Source organism: Fusobacterium mortiferum ATCC 9817 (assembly GCF_000158195.2).
In the GTDB taxonomy this organism is placed as follows: Bacteria; Fusobacteriota; Fusobacteriia; order Fusobacteriales; family Fusobacteriaceae; genus Fusobacterium_A; species Fusobacterium_A mortiferum.
In genome coordinates, this window is the sequence record NZ_GL987988.1 from 822,503 (window position 1) to 847,689 (window position 25,187).

Consider the following 25,187-nt stretch of genomic DNA (forward strand, 5'->3'; position numbering starts at 1 on the left):
CTCCTTCTATTTAGAAAAAAAGCTACCATAAAAGGTAGCTATTAATTTTTAGGTATTATTGGAAAAATTCCAAAGTAATGCCCTAATTATATATTAAATTTTTTAAAAAGTCAAGGAAGGTAATAACTAGAATTCGTCCCAACCTTCAACTGAAGAACTCATATTATAACTTGTAACAGTTCCTTCAAAGAAGTTAGCTTTTACATTCCCCTCTCCTTCTGTATCAGCAAATCTCTCTAAATGTTTATAAGGATTTTTTTCATATCCTTCATATAGAGGTTGTAATCCTATACTTTTTAATCTCTCATTAGCAAGCCACTTAGTGTAACTTTCAGTAGTTTTTTCAGTAATTCCTAAAATATTTCCACCGATTATATGATTAGTCCAAGATATCTCCTGTTCAACAGCTTTTTCAAACATCTCATAAATAATATTTTCATCAAAGAAATTAGGATTTTCATTTTGTACCTCTTTTATCATCTGTTGAAAGATAACAACGTGAGATAACTCATCTCTATTGATAAGTCTGATTATATCAGAAGTTCCCATCATTCTATTTCTACTAGCTAAAAGGTAGAAAAAATTAAATCCATTGTAAAAGTAGATAGATTCTAATAGATAGTCAGCTACTATTACTCTAGCAAAATTTTTGTCATCTGGATTATCTAAAAAGTTTTGATAAATTTCAGCTATATATCTGTTTCTTTCAAATAAAATCTTATCCTCTCTCCACTTATCATAAATATAGTTTCTAGTTTCCTTAGGGAGAATAGACTCTATAATATATTGATAAGATTGTGAGTGTATAGCCTCTTGGAAAGTTTGTATAGATAGTATAAGATTTATCTCTGGAGCTGTAATGTAGTCAGAGATATTAGGAATATTATTTGTTTGGATACTATCTAAGAAGATTAGAAAAGATAGTATTCCATCATAAGCTTCCTTTTCATAATTAGTAAGATTGTTGTAATCAACTCTATCTTGAGTTAAATCAATTTTTTCTGGTATCCAGAAATTTCCCATCATAGTTCTATAAAGGTGGTTAGCCCAACCATATTTTACATTGTTAAGATTAAAAATATTTGTACTATTTCCTTTGATAATCTTTCTCTCATTAAGTGAGTCAATACCTGATGGATTAAAAAGTTTTTTTCTATCCACTACAACTTTCACACTCCTCTTTATCCTTAGCTATATTTGTATTTTTCTGAATAGTTCTAATATAGTAAACAGATTTACATCCCTCTTTCCAAGCTGTAAGGAATGTATCATATATATCCTTTGCACGAATATTTTTATTCAAATCAAATAGAAGCTCCATAGAGACTCCTTGAGTAATCCACTTACCAATTCTACTCATCATCTTTACATAGGTTTGAGCATCTACATTTTTAAACTCTGGATAGAACCAAGCTCTATCTTTTAAATATTTTACAACTCTAGGGACAGCTCCCTTTTGATTTTTTTCTATAAAAAATCTAGAGAAGGTTGGATTTACAGAGGCAGTAGCTCCCATAAGTAATGATGTAGAAGTATTAGGAGCAACAGCAGAAAGCTCTCCATTACGAAGCCCATACTCTTTAACTAAATTAAATACCTCATTCCACTTATCAGCAAATTGAGAGTTTTCTTCATACCAAACTCTATCTTTTTGGAAAAATACTCCTCTATCCCACATAGAGTTTTTAAAGTATGGGTAAGCTCCTCTTTCTTTAGCAAGTAAGGCAGAAGCTTTAACTGTATAAAGAGCAATCTCTTCATATAGTCTATCTATCTCATCTAAAGACTCTTCATATATCATAAACTCTTTAGCCATAAAATCAGCAAGTCCCATAGTTCCTACTCCTATAGTTCTATAATTAGAATTATGTCTATCAGATTCAAGAATAGGAGTTTCAGTTAAATCTATGGTATTATCTAGTATTCTTACAGCTATGCCAGTGATATCCTCTAGCTCATCTCTTTCTATTTCAGCTAGATTCATAGATACAAGGTTACAAGTATGTACCATACCTAAATCTACTTTTCTAACTCCACTACCATTATTTTCCTCTTCAGTATAGTTTTTACTAGGAGCAAAGTTAGAAAAACTCTCCATACAAAGATTTCCATTTCCTATCATCCCAATATGATTATTATGATTCATTCTATTAGCCCTATCTTTAAAGAAAATATATGGCATACCTGTTTCAATCTGTACTTTCATTATCTCTTTAAATAGCTCTCTAGCTCTGATTCTTTTCTTTAGAGTAAGAGTTTCATCATTTTCTATCTGTAGATATATCTTTTCAAACTCTACACCATAGAGTTCACAAAGCTCGAGATTATACTTCATTCTAATCTCATATGGGTCAACTAAAGTCCACATCTCATCTTTTTCTACTCTTTTCATAAAGATATCAGATACCACTACTTGAGGATAGATATCATAAGCTTTTGTTCTTTGGTCTCCATTTTCTGTCTGTAACTCTAAAAACTTTTCAATGTCTAAGTGCCAAGTATCAAGTGCTACTGTAACAGCTCCAGCACGCCTTCCCTGTTGGTTTACAGCTACAGCTGTATCATTTATTATTCTTATCCAAGGAACAACTCCTCCACTGGCATTATAATATCCATTTACCATAGAGTTTTTAGCTCTGATACGAGAGATATTTACTCCGACTCCTCCACCATTTTTGCTAATCTTTGCTATTGTATCTATGTTATAGAAGATAGACTCTATATTATCATCAATAGCTGTAATAAAACAAGATGAAAGATTTCCTTTAGGAATTCTTAAATTTGCAAGGATAGGTGTAGCTAAAGAGATTTTTTTAAGAGATAGGGCATCGTAGAATTTTTTTGCTATCTCTACTCTATTTTTCTCATTTATAGCTAAAAGCATAGCTATACACATAAAAACCTCTTGAGGTAATTCATAGGTATTTCCAAGATATTTTATAAGATATCTATTAACCAACATATTAGCCCCAGCATAATCATACATCATATCTCTATCAGGAGCAATATATTTTCCTAACTCTTCAATCTCTTTATCACTATAATCTCCAAGTCTAGAGTCATATATTTTTTTATCTACTAGTTCTCTCACTGTTTGTAAAAACTTTCCATAAGAGAAGCCTCTTTTATGAAAAACTTCTCTCTCTGTTTCCATCATAAGAAGTCTTCCAGCTACATATGTCCAATCTGACTCTTCAAAACTTACCATAGCAACAGCCTGTGTTATAAGGGTTTCTTGAATTTTTTTTGTAGTGATTCCCTCTTGATAGATAGCATCTATATGACTTTCTAATTCTATCATATTCACTTCTAAATTATCACAAGCTTTGATTAATTTCTCTCTTATTTTTTTTATATCTAATTCTTCTTTTATTCCAGCTCTATTTACTACCCACTTCATTATAGAACCTCTAAAAATTGTTCCATAGTATAAATTTTATCCTCTTTTTCTACTACAGGGGCAGACATTATTCTAGCTTTGCTTGCTACCATCATAAGAGTTTTTAAATCTTCTATATATTCATAAGCTACTTTTTTTTCATCTAATATATTTTTTAAACTTTGACATCTTCCACAATTAGTTTTTCCATAAATTTTAATCATAAGTTTTCCTCCTAATACAATATATATTAATTTACTTTCTTAAAATATACTACATATAGTATTATTACATAAAAAATAGATTTTTTCAAGCATTTTTTATTAAAAAAGTCTAGTATAGAATAGAGGCTCTAAAATATCTCTAAAAATGATTTTAGAATATTCTTTGATATTTTATTATGGCTATTTTAAATAGGTCTATGAGCTTATAAAATAGTGAAATAAAAGAGGGCTTCAAACCCTCTAAAATTAATTATTATAACAGTTGTTATTTTACAATAAAAACTAAAAGTAACTAAATTATGTCAACTTTTTATAAAAATAAAACTATTTCTCATTTAGATATCTCTCTAAAACTTTATTCCACATACCATTCTCTTTCATAAGTTTTTCAAATATCTCTCTAACTGCTCCTCTTCCTCCATTTTTGCTAGCTATGTAATCAACTCTTTCTAAGACTTCAGAAACTGCATCTTTTGGGCAGGCAGAAAATCCAACTTTACTCATTACTCCTAAATCGTTGATATCATCTCCAATGTATGCTACTTCATCTAGTGAAAGAGAGTACTTAACTAGAAGTTTATTTAACTCTACAACTTTGTTACTAACTCCTTGAGCTAACTCTTGGATACCTAATTCCTCTTTTCTTCTTCTTACTATTTCAGAAGTTTTTCCAGTAATAATAGCAACTAATCCTCCTAATTTTATCCACTGAGCTATTGCAAATCCATCTTTTACATCAAAAGCTTTAAGACAGTTATCTTTATCATCCATATATAATCTACCATCAGTTAAAGTTCCATCTACATCTAATACTATTAATTTTATCATAATTTTCCTCCTTAAGTCTTTGTAAGAAAAAAGGGTATCCTTTCGGATACCCTTGAAGTACAAATTAAAGTGCGTTTACTTTAGCTGCTAATCTAGCTTTCTTTCTAGATGCTGTATTTTTCTTGATGATTCCTTTAGTAACTGCTTTGTCTAACTCTTTGTAAGCTACTGATAAAGCTGCGTTAGCTGCCTCTACTTCTTTAACCTCTACAGCTGCTAAAACTTTTTTAACCATAGTTTTAACTCTAGATTTTACTGCTTGATTTCTCTCTCTGTTTCTTTCTGCTATTAATACTCTCTTTTTAGCTGATCTTGAATGTGCCAAATTAAAAACCTCCTAAGTTTTAAAAAACAAATTTTTTATTTTTTCCATAAGATGATAACATAATTTAAACAAAATGTCAATTAGAAAATTGACAGAAGTTCTTTTTAATTTGTTTAAGTTAAGCTACAAAAGAGACACCTTTTCTTGTACAATGGACCAACATTATTATAGCATATTTGTTAGAAAAAATAAAGAAATTTTTTTAAAATATCTCTTTAGTTCAAGCTTGCTATTTTTTAAAAAAAGAGGTATTATATAATATCGAAAATTGTAATTTTTTATGAAAGGATAATTATGGATATAAAGGAGAAAATCTCTTTAGAAGCTAGAGAAATTATGTGTGAAGAGATAAAAAAAGCTCAAGGAAATGAAGTTTTTTTTAGAGGTATTCCAGATGAAAACGGAGTAGTTACACAGGTACAGGTTCTAGCTAGAGGAAATGAGTATTCAGTTCCAGCTATTTTAAAAGCTATGAGAAAGGGAGAGGTAATAATTCACAACCACCCTTCAGGGATATTATACCCTTCTGATGCTGATGTAGAAGTCGCTTCTATCTATTCCAATAGAATGGATGGAGCTTCATATATAGTCAATAATGATTTGACTGATATATGGATAATAGTGGAACTTTTTAAAGATGAGAATATAAAAATAGATATAGCCCCATATTTTGAAAAGACAGGATTATTATCACAAGCTTTTAAAGGTTTTGAATATAGAGATGAACAACTTCATATGGCAACTCATATAGAAAAAGGATTGAATAGTGAAACTCCTGTAATAGTAGAAGCAGGGACAGGAACAGGAAAAACATTAGCTTATCTTATTCCAAGTATTGAGTGGGCAATAAAAAATAAGAAAAGAGTTGTAATCTCTACTAATACTATAAATTTACAGGAGCAACTTTTAAATAAAGATATTCCAATAGCAAAAAGAGTTATACAGGGAGATTTTAAATATATTCTTGTAAAAGGAAGAGGGAACTATCTCTGTAATAGAAAATATCATAATGTAGTTATGGGAGATAAATCTCTTTTAGAAGATCTTACTACTTCTCAAAAAAATCAGTTTGCTGAGATTATAAAATGGGGTAATCAAACAGAAACTGGAGATAAGGCTGAACTTACATTTGAAGCTGATAATACTATATGGGAGTTATTTCAAAGTGAGACAGATATGTGTTCTGGAAATAAGTGTCCATATAAAAATGAGTGTTTCTTTTTAAAATCAAGAGATGAGAAAAAGAAAGCTGATATTCTAATAACAAATCATCATATGTATTTCTCAGATTTGGCTATTAGAAAAGAGATAGGATTTAATACAGAATACTCTATTCTACCAGAATATGGATTAGTAGTTTTTGATGAGGCTCACAATATAGAAAAGGTAGCTAGGGATTATTTTTCTTATGAAGCTTCTAAATATAGCTTTACAAAAACTATGAACCAGATTTTTATAACAGAGGGGAAGAAAAAAAATACAGGAGCCTTAGATTCTGTTTTAAAACATATAAAGAGTGAAGAATTAGATAATCACGGAATTTTAGAAAGAGAGATAGAGGAGATAAAACTTAAACATAAATCTCTTTATATAGCAGGAAGAGAGTATTTCAACCATATTATTGAAGTGTTTTCTAAGGGAGAGATGGGAACATTTACTTTCCGTGCTAGAAAAGAGGAGATAGAAAACTCTCCATTTTTAAATACTCTAAATGATTTTAAGGATAAATTTTTAAGCGAGTATAATTCCTATAATAGAAAAGTAAGAGAGCTAATAAAAGAGTTAAAAGATGAAGAGGATAGGGCTGGGTATATCAATGATTTTTCAAAATATATTGATAGGATAGATGGATTTATAAATAATTTTAGATTTATACACGATTTTTCAGATGAGGAGTTTATCTATTGGATAGAGGTAAATAGCAGAAAAAGTAATTCAAAACTAGTAGCAACACCTTTAAAAATAGATGGAGAGTTGCAAAAGAATCTTTATCTAAATTTAAATCAGATAATTTTTACTTCAGCTACAATAGCAATAGGAAATGATTTTACATATTTTAAAGAGTCAATTGGTTTAGATAAAAATACTTTAGACAAGGTAATACACTCTCCATTTGATTATGATAATCAGATGAAAGTATATATACCAAATGATATTCCAAATCCATCAGATAAAAATTTTATAGATGAGATTTCAGAATATTTAAAAACTCAGCTGATAGTATCAAGAGGAAAAGCCTTTGTACTTTTTACATCTTATCAAACATTAAATTATGTATACTATATGATAAGAGATGAGTTAGAAGCTAATGGGATAGAGTTATTTATTCACGGAATGGCTCCTCGTAGTCAACTTGTAAATATGTATATCAATGGAAAAAATCCTGTATTATTTGGAACAGACTCTTTCTGGGAAGGAGTAGATATTAAGGGGCATCAATTAAGTAATGTAATCTTAATAAAGCTACCTTTCAAAGTTCCTAGTGACCCAGTTACAGAGGCAATAATTGAGCATATAACTGCTCAAGGAAAAAACTCTTTTACTGAATATCAAATTCCAGAGGCAGTTATTAAATTTAAGCAGGGAATAGGAAGACTTATTAGAAGTAAGACAGATTCAGGAACAATAACTATATTAGATAATAGAGTTATTACAAAAAAATATGGAAAATATTTTATGGACTCCATACCTACTAAGAATATAAATATTTTAAGTAAAAGTGAGATATTAAAAGATATCTCTAAGAGTGTGAAAGGAGGAAAATAATGAAAACTATAAATCTCTTTGGTTTGAAACTTCAGTTTGAAATAAAGAGAAATAAATATAGTGATGAAAATATCTATTCTAGTGATTATTCTTTAAGAGAAAAGTTGATATATATTATTTTAATAATGTTCATAGTAGCTTTTTCATCAAAGATATCTCTTATCTCCAATCAAAATAACTACAAGGTAGGAGATATAGTACGAAGTGATATATATGCTCCTAATACAATTATTTTTAAAGATCAGAGTGCAAAAGAAAAAATAATTGAAGAGATGATAAGGGAATCAGGGAAAGAGTATATATATTCAGCTGATGCTGAAAAAGTTTATTTAGAGTACTATGATGAATTTTTTAATAGTATCTATGCAAGTAAAAATAATCATATAGAGGATTTAGAATACAATACAATAGAGAGAAATACCAATAAAAAAATTCCAAATACAATTATTCAAGAGTTATTAGCTTTAAAAACTTCTCAACTGAAAAATTTACAAGGAAGAGTGAGGGAGTTTTTAGTAGAGGCTTATAATGAGGGAATAATAAAGGAAAAAAATGGTGTTTTTTATAAAGAAAAAAGTCAGAAACAGTATAATAAGTTAAGTACTTTAGAAAAAGAAATAGCAGATATATTTACCTCTCCAAACTATGTTTATGATGAGTTAAAGACTAAAAAAAATATTCAAGAAAAAGTTTCTCAAATAAAAGACCAGTATATAGAGATAAAGGCTGGTACATTGATAGGAAAAACAGGAGAGATTTTAAATGAGAGAAGAATAAAAATTTTAGAGGCTTGTGGAGTTTTTTCTTATAAGAAAAGTTTTGCTTTAATTTTTGCAAATGTAATATATTTAGGAATTGTTTCATCACTTTTCTATATATTGTTCTTTAATAATTATAGGAAAAAAATTCTAAATAAAAATTATTATAGGTCATCGCTTTTAATAGTTGCTGGGACTTTGCTTGCTTTTAGAGTTTTCAACAATGATTTGATGTATTTGATACCAGCTGATACAGCTTTTTTCCTATTGATACTATTAGTAGGGAAAAATTATGCCACATCACTGTTTTCATTTATGTTATTTTTCTTGATGCCAATACTGAATTATGACTTGAAGTTTTTTACAATGTATTTTATAGCTATTGCTTTTGCAGCTCAAATAGTTTCTAAGATAACTACTCGTTCTGGAATAATTGCTGCAGGAGTACAGCTTTCAGTATTGAAAGTTGTAATTTATCTACTATTTTCATATTTTTCTGAGATAGGAAGTTTTACAACAGCAATAACTTCAGGAGCAATACTGCTATCTGGACTTATTTCAGGAATGTTGACAATAGCATTTTTACCATACTTTGAAAAAACATTTAATATATTAACAATATTTAAATTATTAGAGCTAGGAGATTTATCTCATCCTTTGCTTAAGAAAATTTCAGTAGAAGCACCTGGAACTTTCCAACACTCTGTAATGGTAGCAACTCTTTCAGAAAATGCAGCTACTTCTATAGGGGCTAATGCTGTATTTTGTAGGGTAGCTTCATACTATCATGACCTTGGAAAAACAAAACGTCCTAAATTTTATGTAGAAAATCAGCAAAATGGAGAGAATCCTCATAATAAAATATCTCCTTTTATGAGTACCTTGATAATCACATCTCATACAAAAGATGGAGCTGAGATGGCAAAAGAGTATCAGATACCTAAAGAGATAAGAGATATTATGTATGAGCACCAAGGAACAACATTTTTAGCTTATTTCTATAATGCTGCTAAGAAAATAGACCCAAATGTTGAAAAAGAAGAGTTTAGATATAGTGGACCAAAACCTAAAACAAAGGAATCAGCTATTATTATGTTAGCAGATTCAATAGAGGCAGCTATAAGGTCATTAGATGAAAAATCTCCAATGGCTATGGAAAATATGATAAGAAAGATAATTAATGGAAAAATAGAAGATAATCAACTATCAGAAGCTGACCTAACTTTTAAAGAGATAGAGATTATAATAAAAACTTTTGTAAAAACTTTGGTAAGTATTCATCATGTAAGAATAAAATACCCAGGACAAAAATAAGAAGGAGGATATGCAGCAAAAAGTTGTTGTATAAAGGAAAATGGATTTAGTATTAGAGATGTCATTAGAAATAGAAGGATTTGATGATTTAGTTAATGAAGAAGAGATAAGGGAGTATGTACAAAAAGTATTAGAGAAAGAGTATGAGAGTGAAGCTCCTGTATATATGTCTTTACTATTTACAGGAAATGATGAGATACAAGTGATAAATAGAGAGTATAGAGATAAGGATCAACCTACTGATGTAATATCATTTGCTTATCATGAAACGGAGGATTTTGATATAGGACCATATGATACACTTGGAGATATAGTAATCTCTTTAGAAAGAGTAGTAGAGCAAGCAAAAGAGTACAATCACTCTGACAAGAGAGAACTATTTTATGTATTAACCCATGGAATTTTACATCTATTAGGATATGATCACATAGAAGAGGAAGATAAAAAAGAGATGCGTGCTAAGGAAGAGGAGATATTAGGAAGTTTTGGTTACACTAGAGAGATGTGATAGTTGTGAAAGAGAGAAATAAATGGAAAAATATTGGAGTTACAGAAAAATTTAATGTAGCTTTTGAAGGAATATTTGAAACTATTCGTACAGAGAAGCATATGAAATTTCATTGTTTTTGTACAATAGTAATATTTATTTTATCACTATTTTTAGATATTGGAAAATATGAAGCTTTAGCTGTAATTGTAAGTGTATCTCTTATATGGGTAGCTGAGCTTTTCAATACAGCTATTGAAAGTTGTGTGGATATGGTTACAGAAAAATATCATCCTTTGGCAAAAAGAGCTAAAGATATAGCAGCAGGAGCAGTTTTGATAACTGCTCTCAACGCTCTTTTTGTAGGATATATAGTTTTTGAGAAGAAGATAATTTTAAATATGAGAGATATTTTTTCCGTTTTAAAAACTTCATATCAACATACAGTACTTTCAATTTTTATTTTAATTTTGATAACGGTTATTTGTATAAAAGCTATAACAGGAAAAGGGACAGCTTTAAGAGGTGGATTTCCAAGTGGACATAGTGCTCTAGCAACTTCTATCTTAACTTTAATTACCTCTTTAACTGATAACCCTAAAATATTTTTTTTAACACTTATTTTAACAATACTTGTTATTCATTCTAGAATTGAAGGGAAGATACATACATTTTTTGAAACTATGGTAGGGGCTTTTTTAGGTTGGGCAATAACTTATTTGATATTAGTTTTAGTGGAGTTGTAATGGAGGATAGAAAAGATGATTACAGTGAGAGAATATATACTTTTAAGTGTTTTATCCTATTGTAACTTTAGTGAAAACGAGTGTAAAAAGACGCTTAAAGAGATATTTGAAGCTACTAAAAATACCCATATTATAACAGGAACCTTTGATGTTTTATTGCCTCAAAATAGGAAGTTATTTTTAGATTATTTTGGAGATGTATTGGGAGAATGGAAAATATATCATATAGATAATAGAACAGCTCATATACTAGGAAAAAATGCATCAGGATTTTATTCTGTTGTATTTGAAAAAAATGGGGAGTTTGTAATAGCATATAGAGGAAGTGAAAAATTTCCACTGGAAGATGCATACAAAGATTTTATAGAAACAGATTTGGCTATTGGTTTAGGAAAGATACCACTTCAATTTTATGAAGGAGTAGAGGTATATTATAATTTAGTAAATAAGCATAAAATCTTGCCTAAAAATATAAGTTTAACAGGGCACTCTTTAGGTGGAGGAATAGCACAATATGTTGCTCTATCTGTGGATAAAAATTCTCAAACTATTCCTTATACTTATACTTGGAATGCAGTTGGAATAAATAGAGATGGAATAGTGTCAGTATTAGACTATATTGATTTAGAAAAAATATTAAAAGAGCAAACTGATTTAACAGTAGAAGAGAGAAATATATTTTTACCATTTAAACAACCATATTTAGAATTTTTATCTAAAGAATTAAAAAAAATAAAAGCTATAAAAGATACAAGAACAACTTTAGTAGATAAATATGATACTGTCTTTTTTGATATAGATGAAAGTTTTATTAAACAGTTATTAAAGACAACAAATTTAGAAAAATGTATGATGAAATTACCTTTACCTAGAAGAAAAAGTTTAATACTTAAACAACATTTCTTCGATAAAATATTTCAACTGACTAATATGGGAGAACTTTTAGAAAAGGCACAAGGATTTATAGAGAGAGTTAGGAATAATAAGGTGTATGAAGAATACATTTTTAACTTTGGTCACTCTCAAGATCTGACTTTTTCATTATTTAAACATTTAGGAGCTTCATATTTGGTAGATGAAAATTTTTCAAAACGTAACAGTGTAAAAAGCTCTTTTTTTAATAATTTTAAGATTTTTACTAAATCTATTCAAGATCATCATTTTGAAGATGTTTTTCTGCCATTTATAGTAACTTATGGAGAGAATAAGGGAAATTTTGCTATGGATCTAAGTCTAGATTTTATGGCAAGCTCTTTAAGGAAGCTTTTTACTATGGAGTATTGTTTAGAGAAAAGATTATTAGCAAATTATTACTCATTAGTAACCATTGATGAAACTAATTTTGAAGAGATAAAAAAAGATATAATCAGTGGCTTGAGTAGCAGTGGTGTAAATATGTTGTATAGAAAACAGATGATAAATCAAATAAGAGAGATGGAAAAAATAGAGTTTAATATTTTATGGGAAAAAGTAAAGAAGAAATTGCCAAGTCCTTATAAAAATTTAGATATTTTTGATATTTTTATATTTTCTGAATAGAATAGATATAAGATTAGGGGAGGAAATAAAAAGTGAAATACCTATTAGGAATACTTTTGTTAATTTTTACAGCTTGTGGTGGAGATAGGAATATAGAGACAAAAAAAGATGAAGTTTTAAAGGTAGCTTTAGCTAATAAACCACGTTCTTTTGATCCACAGAAAAATACTGATAGTTCAACTCTTGCAGTTACTAAGCAAATTTATAATAACCTATTTTCTCTTGGAGAAAATGGAGAAATTATATTAGAGTTAGTGGAAAGTTATGAGATAGAGGAAGATAATTCTATAATTCTTCAGTTAAGAAAAGGTATCTTTTTTCACGATGGGAATGAATTAACATCTGAAGATGTGAAAAAAAGTTTGGAAAGAAATTTAGATATCCCAGTTTCTAGAATTTTAGTGGAATCAATAGAAAAAATTGAGGTATTAGATAAATATAGATTAAAAATTGTTCAAAAAAACTCTCCATCTATTTTGATTCATAATTTAGCACATTCATCAACTGCAATAGTAAAAGAGATTAAAACAGATAGTGATATAGATTTGATTGGAACAGGAGCATATAAAATAAAAGATTGGAGTTTAAGTGAAAGAATTAGTTTAGAAAGTTTTGATAAATACTATGAAAAAACTCCAAAGATTAAAGAGATAATATTTCAAACTATTCCAGAAAGTTCAAATAGATTAATTGCTCTTGAAACAAAAGAGATAGATATAGCTTACGATATTTCAGCAAATGATATAAAAGGAATAGAAAAAAATCCTAATTTAAAGGTAATAAATAGTATATCACTAGGAAGTGATTTTTTAACTATCAATACTAGAAAAATTAAAGATAAAAAAATAAGACAAGCTATAGAATATGCTATTGATAAAAATTCTATAATAAAAACTGTATATGAAGGTTTTGGAGAGATTCCCAATTCTATATTGACTCCTAGTGTTTTTGGATATGATAGAGATGGAGAGAAGAGAGAGTATAATCCTCAAAAAGCAAAAGAGTTATTAAAAGAAGCAGGAGTAAAAAATTTATCATTAAAACTTTGGATATATGATGAACCATCAAGACAACAAATGGCTCAGATAATACAAGCTAATTTAAAAGAAATAGGAATAGATGTAGAGATAATAGTGGCTGAGGTATCTACATTTTTACAATATACAGGTATGGGGGAGCACGATATTTTGATAGGACTTTGGTATGTGAGTACAGGGGATGCAGATTATGGATACTATCCTTTACTTCACTCTAAGTCTGTAGGTCCAGTGGGAAATAGAAGTTTTTATGAAAATTCTCAAGTTGATAATTTATTAGACAGAGCTAGAGAAATTTCAGACTTGAAAGAAAGAGAAAAATACTACCAAGATGTTCAAAAAATTATCTATGATGAAGTTCCTCTTTTACCTATTGCATATAAAAATTATACCATAGGCTTACAAAGAAATATTGAAGGATTTGTATTTAAACCGAATGGAAATCATATACTTTCAAAAATAGAAAGAAAATAATTTATTTAATAAAAAGCTTTTTCTTGAGCAAAAAATAAACTCAAAGAAAAAGCTTTTTGTTATATTACAAAATAAAAAAATAAGATAATAATTTGTATTGTTTATTTTGTAATTATTCGGATATAATTCAATATTTACAAATTTTAAAAATATAAAAATAGAGTATGAAAAAATGTTAAGTTTAAAAAATTACCATTTTTTTATGAAAAACAGTCCATAAATAAAAAAATAAAATAATATATTGCAATTAAAATCACAATATGATAATATCTAATTATAAGTGAATTTAATAAAGGTTGTTAGGGGACCTTAAATTTAAATTAAATTGAATGGAGGATAAGGTTATGGCAAAAAAAGTAGTTTTAGCAGGTGCATGTCGTACAGCAATAGGTTCAATGGGAGGAGCTTTAAGTAACGTTCCAGCAGCAGAGTTAGGAGCAGTAGTTATTAAAGAAGCTTTAAATAGAGCAGGAATCCCAGCTGAAAAAGTTGACCAAGTACTATTTGGATGTGTAATACAAGCAGGATTAGGACAAAACGTTGCCCGTCAAGCTTCATTAAAAGCAGGATTATCAATCAAAACTCCAGCAGTTACTCTAAACGTAGTTTGTGGTTCAGGATTACATACAGTAAATATGGCTGCTGCAATGATTCAATCAGGACAAGCTGATATCGTAGTAGCAGGAGGAACTGAAAATATGTCTTCAGCTCCATATTTATTAAGAAAAGGACGTTATGGATATCGTTTAGGAAATGCAGAATTAGTAGACGCTATGGTAAATGATGCTCTATGGGATGCATTTAACAACTACCACATGGGAATTACAGCTGAAAATATTTGTGATCAATGGGGATTAACTCGTGAAGAGTTAGATAAATTTGCTGCTGATAGCCAACAAAAAGCAGTAAAAGCTCAAGAAGAAGGAAAATTCAAAGATGAAATTGTTCCAGTAGTAATCAAAGGTAAAAAAGGAGATATCATTGTAGATACAGATGAAGGACCTAGACCAGGAACTACTGCTGAAGGAATTGGAAAATTAAAACCAGCATTCAAAAAAGATGGAATGGTAACAGCAGGAAATGCTTCAAGTATCAACGATGGAGCTGCTGCAATCATAGTTATGTCTGAAGAAAAAGCTAAAGAATTAGGAGTAAAACCAATGGCTACTTGGGTAGATGGAGCATTAGGAGGAGTAGAACCATCTATCATGGGAATTGGACCAGTAGAATCAACAAGAAGAGTTCTTGAAAGAACAGGAATGGAAATAAAAGATTTTGATTTAATAGAAGCAAATGAAGCTTTTGCTGCTCAATCAATTGCAGTAGGAAGAGACTTAGGATTTGATTTAACAAAACTAAATGTAAATGGAGGAGCTATTGCTCTTGGACACCCAGTAGGAGCATCAGGATGCCGTATTCTAGTAACTCTATTACATGAAATGCAAAAACGTAATGCAAAAACTGGATTAGCAACTCTTTGTATCGGTGGTGGAATGGGATGTTCTGCTATCGTTAAGAGAGAAGACTAATTATATAATTTAATGTCAACTCACTTATCTTAATCTATATATTGTTAAGAGCAGAAAATCTGCTCTTAACTTATATAACTAATCTAATAAGGAGGGTTCATAATGAACTTTATTACATATGAGCAAGAAGGATTTGTAGGAGTAATAACTATAAATCGTCCAAAAGCTTTAAATGCTTTAAATAGTGAAGTACTAAAAGAGTTAAATGCTACTTTAGATGCAGTAGATTTAGAAAATACAAGAGCTCTAGTTCTTACAGGAGCTGGAGAAAAATCATTTGTTGCTGGTGCTGACATAGCAGAGATGAGTACTCTTACAAAAGCTGAAGGAGAGGCTTTTGGAAAAATAGGAAACGATGTATTTAGAAAAATAGAAACTTTCCCTATTCCAGTAATAGCAGCTGTAAATGGCTTTGCATTAGGTGGAGGTTGTGAAATAGCAATGAGCTGTGATATTAGACTTTGTTCTGATACAGCAATATTCGGACAACCAGAAGTAGGTTTAGGAATTACTCCAGGATTTGGAGGGACTCAAAGATTAGCTCGTTTAATTCCAGTTGGAAAAGTTAAAGAGATAATATATGGAGCTGTAAATATCAAAGCTGATGAAGCATACAGATTAGGATTAGTTAATTCTGTATATCCATTAGAAGAGTTATTACCAGCAGCTAAAAAATTAGCAGCTAAAATAGCTAAAAATGCTCCAATAGCAGTTAGAGCTTGTAAACAAGCTATAAATGAAGGTTTAGATTTAGATATGGATCAAGCTATTGTATTAGAGGAAAAACTTTTTGGAAGTTGTTTTGAAACTGAAGACCAAAGAGAAGGAATGCAAGCTTTCTTAGAAAAAAGAAAAGTTGAAGGATTCAAAAATAGATAAAAATATTTCTTAAATTTACTATAAAGTATAAAAATTAGGAGGCATAACATGAAAGTAGGAGTAATTGGTGCAGGAACTATGGGTTCTGGTATAGCACAAACATTTGCACAAACAGAAGGATACGAAGTATTACTTTGTGATATAAATGAGGAATTTGCAGCTAGAGGAAAAGCTAAAATAGCTAAAGGATTTGAAAAAATGGTAGCAAAAGGAAAAATGGATCAAGCTACTGTAGATGCTGTATTAGCAAAAATAACTACTGGAACAAAAGAAATTTGTGCAGACTGTGATTTAGTAATAGAAGCAGCTCTAGAAAATATGGAAGTTAAAAAACAAACTTTTAAAGAATTAGATGGAATTTGTAAACCAGAAGCAATATTTGCTACAAATACATCTTCTTTATCAATAACTGAAATAGGAGCTGGATTAAATAGACCTGTAATAGGAATGCACTTCTTCAACCCAGTACCAGTTATGAAACTTGTAGAAGTAATAGCTGGATTAAATACTCCAGTTGAAATAGTAGAAACTATCAAAAAAATATCTGAAGAAATAGGAAAAGTACCTGTACAAGTAGAAGAAGCAGCAGGATTTGTTGTAAACAGAGTATTAATCCCTATGATAAACGAAGCAGTTGGAATCTTAGCTGATGGAGTAGCTTCAGCAGAAGGAATAGACAATGCTATGAAACTTGGAGCTAACCATCCAATGGGACCATTAGCTTTAGGAGACTTAATAGGACTAGATGTATGTCTAGCTATTATGGAAGTTCTTTACAATGAATTTGGAGATTCTAAATATAGACCTCATCCATTATTAAGAAAAATGGTTAGAGGAGGAAAACTTGGAAGAAAAACTGGAGAAGGATTCTTCAACTATAATAAATAGTATTTTTGACCATGACCATAATATGAAAAGCCAAAGAGAATTAATTCTCTTTGGCTTTTTACATTATGAACTTTTTTGCTTTATGTTAATTTGATTAAAATTTATTTTTAGATACTTGCTAAGTTATTTTAAATATGTTATACTTTTCATTGACAAGACAATTGTAATACTAATGAATATTCTTGTTAGGGGGAGTTATGAATAAAATAGAATTAATTAAAGATTTAAAAAAGAAAAAGAAGGCTGTTATCTTAGCACACTATTATACTGAAGATGAAATTCAAAAAATAGCAGATTATATAGGAGATTCCTATTTTTTAAGTAAGAAGGCAAAAGAGTTAAAAGAACAGGTAATTGTTATGTGTGGAGTATATTTTATGGGAGAAAGTGTAAAATTATTAAATCCAAATAAAAAAGTTATAATACCAGATAAATCTGCAGATTGTCCAATGGCTCATATGGCAACTCTTAAAAGTATAAATGAAATGAGAAAGAAATATGAAGATTTGAGTGTTGTATGTTATGTAAATTCTACTGTTCAATTAAAAGCATTAAGTGATGTCTGTGTTACTTCTGCTAATGCTGTTGATATAGTAAAAAAATTACCTAATAGAAATATATTTTTTATTCCAGATAAGCATTTAGGAAACTTTGTTGCAAGTAAAGTCCCAAAGAAAAATATAATTATAAATGATGGATATTGTCCTATACATGATAGGGTAGAGGTAAAAGATATAATTGAATTAAAAGAAAAGTATCCTCAAGCTCTTGTTATGGTACATCCAGAATGTAGCCAAGAAATTTTAGAGTTAGCTGACTATATTGGAAGCACATCTGGAATAATAGATTTTGTATCAAAAAGTAAAAATCAAGATTTTATAATTTGTACAGAGATTGGTATTCTATATGAGTTGAAAAATAAAAATCCTAATAAAAATTTCTACTCTCCTAAAAATAAAATGGAGTGCTTGGATATGAAAAAAATAACTTTAGATAAGATAATTCAAGTTTTAGAAACAGAAGAAAATGAGATTATTTTAGATTTAGAAGTAGCTGAAAGAGCTAAAAAACCTCTAGAAAAAATGTTGGTATTAGGGAGATAGTTATGAAAAAATTTGATGTTATTGTTGTTGGAACGGGGGCAGCTGGATGTTTTTCAGCGTTACATTTAGATAGTTACTTAGATGTTTTAATAGTGACGAAAGAAAGAGCAGAGGAGAGTGACTCCTATCTAGCACAGGGAGGGATATGCGTTTTAAAAAATAAAGATGATTTCAATAGTTTTTTAGAAGATACTTTGAGAGCTGGTCACTATCAAAATAAAAAAGAGGCTGTTGAAGTTATGATAAATTCCTCTAATGAAGTGATAGATGAATTAATTGATTACCATGTGGAGTTTAATAAGGAAAATGGAGAATTACTTTATACTCGTGAGGGAGCTCACTCCAAATCTAGAATATTGTATCATAAAGATATAACTGGTCAAGAAATAACAAGTAAGTTATTAACTGAAGTTAAAAGGAGAAAAAATATAACACTTCTTGAAAATATTAGAGTTATAGATATAATAGAGAATAATAATAGATGTATTGGTGTGGTTTTAGATGATGGGAAAAATGGGATAGGAACTGTATATTCTAAATGTGTTATTTTAGCAACTGGTGGTATAGGAGGAATTTTTAAAAATTCAACTAATTTTCCTCATATAACAGGAGATTCTTTAGGGATAGCAATTAAACATCATATTAATTTAAAAGATTTGAGTTATATCCAAATTCATCCAACAACACTGTATTCTGAAAAAACAGGAAGAAGATTTTTAATTTCGGAATCAGTAAGAGGAGAGGGAGCACTACTATATAACAAAAAATTTCAAAGGTTTACAGATGAGTTACAACCTAGAGATGTAGTAACTAAAGCTATATTAGAGGAGATAAAAAAAGATGGGAGTGACTTTGTTTGGTTGGATATGAGACCGATAATTGTAAAGGGGATAGATATAACTAAAAGGTTTCCTAATATTATAAAAAGATGTAATGAGGAGGGGTATGACCCAACGAAAGAGTGTATTCCTGTTGTTCCAGCTCAACACTATTTTATGGGAGGAATTGAAGTGGATTTAAATAGCTCTACTTCACTTGAAAATCTTTATGCTGTTGGGGAAACTAGCTGTAATGGAGTACATGGAGCAAATAGATTAGCTAGTAATTCTTTACTAGAAAGTCTAGTTTTTTCAAAAAGAGCAGCTTTGGATATAAATAGAAAAATTGAGAGTATCCCAAATCCAGATTTGAAATTTTTTAATTCAAATTTAATTAATGCTGGGAATATTTTTGATGACTATAAAGCAAGTATTTTAGAGGAGATTGAAAAAGATAAAATACTAAAGGAGAAAGTACAATGAATTTAATAACTGATAAGATAAATGTAGATAATTTAATTTTGATGGCTTTGAGAGAGGATGTATCTAATGAAGATATCACAACTAATTCTATTATAAGTGAAAAAAGAGAGGGTAAGGTTCAGCTGATATGTAAAGAAGATGGAATTTTAGCAGGAATAGAGGTATTCAAAAGAGTTTTTCAACTATTAGATGAGAATATAAAATTTTCTATTCAAAAGAAAGATGGAGAAAAAATTAAAAATAAGGAACTAATAGGGGAGATTTATGGAGATGTACGAGCTATTCTTACTGGAGAGAGAACAGCTCTTAATTATTTACAACATATGAGTGGTATTGCAACTTATACTAATAATATGGTAGAATTATTAAAAGGGAGTAATATCAAACTTTTGGATACTAGAAAAACGACACCAAATATGCGTATCTTTGATAAATATTCTGTTAAAATAGGTGGGGGATATAACCATAGATATAATCTTTCTGATGGAATTTTAATAAAAGATAATCATATTGATGCAGCTGGAAGTATTACAAAAGCTATAAAATTAGCTAAAGAGTATGCTCCTTTTGTGAGAAAGATTGAAGTTGAGGTAGAGAATTTAGATATGGTAGCTGAGGCTTTAGAAGCTGGAGTAGATATTATAATGTTAGATAATATGAGTCCTGAGCTTATGAGAACAGCTGTGAAACTTATAGCTGGAAGAGCTGAAACTGAATGTTCTGGAAATATATCTAAGGAAAGTATAGAAAAAATAAAAGATACAGGGGTAGATTATATTTCAAGTGGGGCATTGACTCACTCAGCACCTATTTTAGATTTTTCTTTAAAACATCTTCAAATATTAAAATAGTAAAGATTGTGAGGGAAAAATTTGACAGGTAGAGAGAGACGTAAAAAAATTTTAGAAATTATAAAAAAATCAACTGTTCCTATATCAGGAACTGAGTTGGCAAAATTATGTGGAGTTAGTAGACAGATAGTGGTACAAGATATAGCTTTATTGAGAGCGGAGGAGTATAATATATATTCTACTACTAGAGGATATCTTTGTGAGGAACCTAAAAAATATATTAGAATTTTTTGTGTTTCACATAAAGATGATAAAATGGCGGAAGAGTTAAATTCTATTGTAGATTTTGGTGGAGTAGTTTTAGATGTATTTGTGAAACATGATGTCTATGGAGATATTAAAGCTGAATTAAATATTAATTCAAGAAAGAAAGTGTCGGATTTTATAAAAAAATTAAATTCAGGAAATGTATTACCACTAAAAAATTTAACTTCTGATATTCATTATCATACTGTTGAAGCTGAAAATGAAGAAATTTTAGATTTGATTGAAAATGAATTGAGAAATAAAGATATCTTATATGAGAAAGAAGAGAGGTAGGAGAAAAGTAGCTAGTAATTAGAAAATAAAATAAGAAAATTGAAAAAGGTAACTACTCATCTATTTCTTATTTAAAAAGAAAACTAAGAATTGTTTTATATTCCAAGAAGTTGATTAACTATAGCTTTCAAAATTCTAAGAGCTTTTAGCTCTCTAAGAATTTTGAGACACAGAAAGTAAAGTTTTCAGTGTTTCCTTAATGTAACACAGAAAATAAATTTCTGCGTCTCAATAGTAGTAGTCGTTTACACTCCTCTACTATTGGAAAACTCACTTCGTTCAAACAGTTGTGTTTTTTAGAATTGGATTTTGCTGAGTTAATCTAACTTCTTTTCATAAATTACACAATTTTTTGAGTTTTCTTAAATTAATTTATTGGCTGAGTAGTCACTCTCTTCATTTTCTAATTTGAAAAAATATTCACTTAACTCTTTAGCACATTTATCCATATCTTCGTATTTAATAGATAAATCAAACTCATGTCTATCAATACTTACTTCATAAAGTGGATCATAATATTGAACAATTAAAAGTTCTCCAAGTTCCTTAAGTTTTCCCTCATGTAATAAATTTAAATAAGTATTTGTTTTTTCTTTAGAAACATAACGAGCTACTTTCATAATACACTCTTCTATCTCTTGAGGAGAAACTTTTGTATAATCTTCTAATAAAATATCAAGTCTATTTGAAATAGAAGTATCTATAAATAGATGTCTACCATTAGTCATAGATGTATAAACAGATTCAGGTACATAAAGATTTCCTATTCTTTTACTTTCGCTTTCAACAACAATATATTTTGTTTTACAAGTTCTTAAAAATTCAAAAACCTCTCCATCAAATCTCTTTTGATTTTGTGGGAGTTCTTCTCCTAAAGCTCCGAAAAAAGAACCTTTGTGAGCTGCCATTTTTTCTAAGTCCATTACAGAAACTCCAAGCTCAATCATTTTATTTAAAATTTTTGTCTTTCCAACACCAGTTCTACCATGGATAACAATATATTTAAATTTTTCGTTTTCTATAGGAAGATTATTTAAGATAAAATCTCTATATGCTTTATATCCTCCTTCTAGTTTTGCTACCTTATATCCTAGACTACCAAAAAGAGATGTAATAGATGAACTTCTCATTCCTCCTCTAGCACACATAAAAACAAGTTTAGAATATTTTTTAGAGAGTTCTTGTACTTGCTCAAATATCTCAGGTAATCTTTTAGAAATAAATTCTATTCCCATTTTTTTAGCTGATTCCTTTGAACGTTGAACATATGTAGTCCCAACAGCAACTCTCTCTTCATCAAGAAGCACTGGAATATTAACAGAATTAGGGATTTTTTCTAGTAAAAATTCTTTTGGTGTTCTTACATCTATTAATATAGCATTTTCTTCTTTTAAAAAATCTTCAAAACTTATTATATTCATCTTTTTTCTCCTTATTATAAATAGCAATTTACCATATATTATATCGTAAATAAGAAAATATTTGAATATTTAAAATATTATATTAATGATTATAAAAAAAATTTATGAGAAAAAATTTGTGAGTATAGAAAATAAATTTAGAAGAAATGGAAATATAAACATCTATGTAAAAAATTAGAAATACTATTTAAAATAAGAATAAAAAGTGTAAGGAAAGAGTGAAAAATGTGATGAGGTATAAAAAATATAAAAAGTCAAATTTATACTATATATAGGTAAAGTAAAAAAGATGAAACACAATATTTAGTAGAATAGAGTGTAAAAAATTAAAGAAAGTGATATAATGGATATAGTAACTTAAAACAGGAGAGGGAAAATAATGGAGATAAGGGAATGGCTTGGTAAAGATAATAAACTAGGATTGGATATCTGGGAAAAAAAATATAAATATGATGGTGAAACTTTTGAAGCTTGGCTTAATAGAGTATCTGGTGGAGATAAAGAGTTAAAAGAGATGATTATAAATAAGGAATTTATTTTTGCTGGACGTATATTATCAAATAGAGGGCTAGCTAAACTTGGAAGAAAGATAACTTATAGTAACTGTTATGTAGTTACTCCACCTGAGGATAATTTAGAGTCAATATTTGATACTGCTAAAAAACTTGCTAGAACATACTCTTATGGAGGAGGATGTGGAGTAGATATTTCTAAACTTCGTCCAAAGGGAGCAGAGGTAAATAACTCAGCTAAATATACTACTGGTTCAATATCTTTTATGAATTTATATAATATGACAACTGATATAATTGGGCAGAAGGGAAGAAGAGGAGCCTTGATGATTTCTATAGATGTAAATCATCCAGATGTAGAGGAGTTTATAAAAGTAAAATCGGATTTAAATAAGGTTCAAAAAGCTAATATTTCAGTAAGAGTAGATGAAAATTTTATGAAAGCTGTTATAGAGGATAGAAATTATGAAACAGTTTTTAAAGTAGAAGATACTGGAGAGATAATAAAAAAGAGTATAGATGCTAAGAAACTTTTTAAGGAATTAGCTATACAAAACTGGAGATTTGCCGAGCCAGGAATACTATTTTGGGATAGAATTTCTAATTGGAATCTACTTAGTGAAGATGAAGAGTTTGAGTATGCTGGAACAAATCCTTGTGCAGAAGAGCCACTACCAGCAGGAGGAAGTTGTCTTTTAGGTTCTCTTATCTTGCCTAGTTTTGTAGGAGAAAATGGTTTTGATTTTGAAAAATTAAAATCAGCAGTAGTAAAATCAGTAAAAGCTTTAAATGATGTATTAGATGAAGGATTACCATTACATCCATTAGAAGAGCAGAGAGAATCTGTAAGAGATTGGAGACAGATAGGACTTGGAGTATTGGGAGTAGGAGATTTACTTATTAAATTAGGACTTAAATATGGTGCTCCTGAATCATTGGAGTTTTGTGATAAGGTAGCAAGAACAATAATAGATACAGCTTTGAGTGCTAGTGCATTACTAGCTAAAGAGTATGGAGCTTTTCCAAGATATAAAGAGGAAAAAATTTTACAATCTCCATTTTTATTAGAAAATGCAAGTACTGAAACAATGGAATTAATAAAAGAATATGGATTAAGAAACTCTCAACTTTTAACTATTGCTCCTACTGGGTCTATAGGAACTATGCTTGAGATAAGTACAGGAATAGAGCCTAATTTTGCTTTCTCTTTTACTAGAAAAACAGAGAGCTTACATGGTGAAGATGTTTATTATAAAGTATTTATTCCTATTGCAAAAAAATATATGGAGGATAATAATCTTACTGAAGAGGATGAATTACCTGATTATTTTGTAACAGCTCAAAATTTAAATCCATATGATAGAATAAAGATGCAAGGTGTGTGGCAAAAAAGAATAGATGCAAGTATCTCATCTACAATAAATCTAGTTAATAAAGTTTCTGTGGAAGAAGTAGAACATCTATATATAGAGGGATGGAAAAATGGGCTTAAAGGTATGACTATCTATCGTGCTGGTTGTGATAGAGAGGGAATACTTACTGTAGAGAAAAAAGAGGAAAAAAATCCTGAGCAAGCTTTAAAAGAGAAAATGGAAACAATAGCAAGAGGAGAATTAAAACCAATAGCACCAGATACTATATACTATCCTCATAAGATGAGAATAGGTTGTGGGAAATTAAAAGTTATGATAGGATATTCTCCTAGAGAGAGAGCGATTCAAGATTTATATGTAATCAGAAGTGGTACAGGAGGATGTGAGAAAAATATTCAAGCTGTAGCTATTTATATGTCTGGAATTTTAAGACTTGGTGGAAATCTATTTATGCTTGAAGATGCAATAGATGGTGTAAGTGGTTGCACATCTTTTGCTGTAGCTAGAAGTAAAAATTTAGATGTAAGCCAAGGAAGTACTTGTCCATCTGCTATTTTAAATGTTTTAAAAAAATTTGAAAAAAATATGGGGTTAAGTAGACATAGTGAGGCTATACAAAAAATAGATGAAGAGGAAAGAAAAGAAAAAGAGTTAGTAGCAGAATCAGAAAAAAGAAAAACTATATGTCCAGAATGTGGTGTAGAATTAGAGATAACAGGAGGATGCTATACTTGTAGAAATTGTGGATATTCTAAATGTGAATAGTTTACATTAGAGCTTGAAAATGCTATAATAATGTAAAAAGAGAGTTTCTCTATATTTTAATTATAGAGAAAATAATAAAAATAGAATTATAAAATAAGAGGAACTGTTAGAGCAAGAGTTTTTGACAGTTCCTTTTTTACAAATTAGA

20 protein-coding genes are annotated in these 25,187 nt (G+C 29.3%); 14 read left to right on the forward strand and 6 right to left on the reverse strand.

Going from position 1 to position 25,187, the window contains the following annotated elements; all coding sequences use genetic code 11:
* Nucleotides 1-126 precede the first annotated feature (126 nt).
* From FMAG_RS04970 to rpsT, 5 genes are all read right to left on the reverse strand, one after another.
* Entirely contained in the window at nucleotides 127-1,161 is a 1,035-nt protein-coding gene (locus FMAG_RS04970) for a ribonucleotide-diphosphate reductase subunit beta (RefSeq protein WP_005884628.1), read from the reverse strand.
* Nucleotides 1,154-3,400: a ribonucleoside-diphosphate reductase subunit alpha gene (locus tag FMAG_RS04975; protein WP_005884629.1), complete on the reverse strand. Its 2,247-nt coding sequence runs from the start codon at nucleotides 3,398-3,400 to the stop codon at nucleotides 1,154-1,156. The genes FMAG_RS04970 and FMAG_RS04975 overlap by 8 nt, the downstream gene beginning before the upstream one ends.
* On the reverse strand, nucleotides 3,400-3,603 hold the full coding sequence (locus FMAG_RS04980) for a glutaredoxin family protein (protein ID WP_005884630.1): 204 nt from the start codon (nucleotides 3,601-3,603) through the stop codon (nucleotides 3,400-3,402). Before FMAG_RS04980 ends, FMAG_RS04975 begins: the two co-directional genes overlap by 1 nt.
* 324 nt (nucleotides 3,604-3,927) lie before the next feature.
* Nucleotides 3,928-4,431, reverse strand: a complete 504-nt coding sequence (locus FMAG_RS04985) for a KdsC family phosphatase (protein ID WP_005884632.1) — start codon at nucleotides 4,429-4,431, stop codon at nucleotides 3,928-3,930.
* A 64-nt stretch (nucleotides 4,432-4,495) separates the two neighbouring features.
* Nucleotides 4,496-4,756: a 30S ribosomal protein S20 gene (gene rpsT, locus FMAG_RS04990; protein ID WP_005884634.1), complete on the reverse strand. Its 261-nt coding sequence runs from the start codon at nucleotides 4,754-4,756 to the stop codon at nucleotides 4,496-4,498.
* A gap of 294 nt (nucleotides 4,757-5,050) precedes the next feature.
* Here rpsT and FMAG_RS04995 point away from each other — a divergent pair, with 294 nt between their 5' ends.
* The 13 genes from FMAG_RS04995 to FMAG_RS05055 all read left to right on the forward strand — a co-directional run bounded on the left by FMAG_RS04995 (nucleotide 5,051) and on the right by FMAG_RS05055 (nucleotide 20,968).
* A complete protein-coding gene (locus FMAG_RS04995) occupies nucleotides 5,051-7,522 on the forward strand; it encodes an ATP-dependent DNA helicase (protein WP_005884636.1) in 2,472 nt (823 codons plus the stop codon).
* Entirely contained in the window at nucleotides 7,522-9,594 is a 2,073-nt protein-coding gene (locus FMAG_RS05000; protein ID WP_005884638.1) for an HD family phosphohydrolase, read from the forward strand. Before FMAG_RS04995 ends, FMAG_RS05000 begins: the two co-directional genes overlap by 1 nt.
* Nucleotides 9,595-9,652: 58 nt before the next feature.
* A complete protein-coding gene (ybeY, locus tag FMAG_RS05005) occupies nucleotides 9,653-10,102 on the forward strand; it encodes an rRNA maturation RNase YbeY (RefSeq protein WP_235259794.1) in 450 nt (149 codons plus the stop codon).
* Nucleotides 10,103-10,107: 5 nt separating this feature from the next.
* Nucleotides 10,108-10,827 (forward strand): diacylglycerol kinase, encoded by a 720-nt coding sequence (locus FMAG_RS05010; protein WP_261660724.1) that lies wholly within the window; start codon nucleotides 10,108-10,110, stop codon nucleotides 10,825-10,827.
* Nucleotides 10,828-10,842: 15 nt separating this feature from the next.
* Nucleotides 10,843-12,366 carry a hypothetical protein gene (locus FMAG_RS05015; protein ID WP_005884641.1) on the forward strand — a complete coding sequence of 508 codons (1,524 nt, stop codon included), beginning with the start codon at nucleotides 10,843-10,845 and terminating at the stop codon, nucleotides 12,364-12,366.
* 32 nt (nucleotides 12,367-12,398) lie between these two features.
* Nucleotides 12,399-13,877 carry an ABC transporter substrate-binding protein gene (locus FMAG_RS05020; protein ID WP_005884642.1) on the forward strand — a complete coding sequence of 493 codons (1,479 nt, stop codon included), beginning with the start codon at nucleotides 12,399-12,401 and terminating at the stop codon, nucleotides 13,875-13,877.
* Nucleotides 13,878-14,221: 344 nt separating this feature from the next.
* On the forward strand, nucleotides 14,222-15,406 hold the full coding sequence (locus FMAG_RS05025) for an acetyl-CoA C-acetyltransferase (RefSeq protein ID WP_005884643.1): 1,185 nt from the start codon (nucleotides 14,222-14,224) through the stop codon (nucleotides 15,404-15,406).
* A gap of 102 nt (nucleotides 15,407-15,508) precedes the next feature.
* Nucleotides 15,509-16,285 carry an enoyl-CoA hydratase-related protein gene (locus tag FMAG_RS05030; protein ID WP_005884644.1) on the forward strand — a complete coding sequence of 259 codons (777 nt, stop codon included), beginning with the start codon at nucleotides 15,509-15,511 and terminating at the stop codon, nucleotides 16,283-16,285.
* A 48-nt stretch (nucleotides 16,286-16,333) separates the two neighbouring features.
* Nucleotides 16,334-17,173, forward strand: a complete 840-nt coding sequence (locus tag FMAG_RS05035) for a 3-hydroxybutyryl-CoA dehydrogenase (RefSeq protein ID WP_005884645.1) — start codon at nucleotides 16,334-16,336, stop codon at nucleotides 17,171-17,173.
* Nucleotides 17,174-17,370: 197 nt separating this feature from the next.
* A complete protein-coding gene (gene nadA / locus FMAG_RS05040; protein ID WP_005884647.1) occupies nucleotides 17,371-18,276 on the forward strand; it encodes a quinolinate synthase NadA in 906 nt (301 codons plus the stop codon).
* Entirely contained in the window at nucleotides 18,273-19,577 is a 1,305-nt protein-coding gene (locus tag FMAG_RS05045) for an L-aspartate oxidase (RefSeq protein WP_372460064.1), read from the forward strand. Before nadA ends, FMAG_RS05045 begins: the two co-directional genes overlap by 4 nt.
* Complete coding sequence (gene nadC, locus FMAG_RS05050; protein ID WP_040493624.1) at nucleotides 19,574-20,428, forward strand: carboxylating nicotinate-nucleotide diphosphorylase; 855 nt, start codon at nucleotides 19,574-19,576, stop codon at nucleotides 20,426-20,428. Before FMAG_RS05045 ends, nadC begins: the two co-directional genes overlap by 4 nt.
* Before the next feature lie 21 nt (nucleotides 20,429-20,449).
* Nucleotides 20,450-20,968 (forward strand): transcription repressor NadR, encoded by a 519-nt coding sequence (locus FMAG_RS05055; RefSeq protein WP_005884649.1) that lies wholly within the window; start codon nucleotides 20,450-20,452, stop codon nucleotides 20,966-20,968.
* A 362-nt stretch (nucleotides 20,969-21,330) separates the two neighbouring features.
* Here the strand turns inward: FMAG_RS05055 and mnmH are convergent, their stop codons facing one another.
* On the reverse strand, nucleotides 21,331-22,389 hold the full coding sequence (gene mnmH, locus FMAG_RS05060; RefSeq protein ID WP_005884651.1) for a tRNA 2-selenouridine(34) synthase MnmH: 1,059 nt from the start codon (nucleotides 22,387-22,389) through the stop codon (nucleotides 21,331-21,333).
* 379 nt (nucleotides 22,390-22,768) lie between these two features.
* Here mnmH and FMAG_RS05065 point away from each other — a divergent pair, with 379 nt between their 5' ends.
* Nucleotides 22,769-25,039, forward strand: coding sequence for an adenosylcobalamin-dependent ribonucleoside-diphosphate reductase (locus FMAG_RS05065; RefSeq protein ID WP_005884653.1), 2,271 nt, complete (start codon nucleotides 22,769-22,771; stop codon nucleotides 25,037-25,039).
* Nucleotides 25,040-25,187 lie beyond the last annotated feature (148 nt).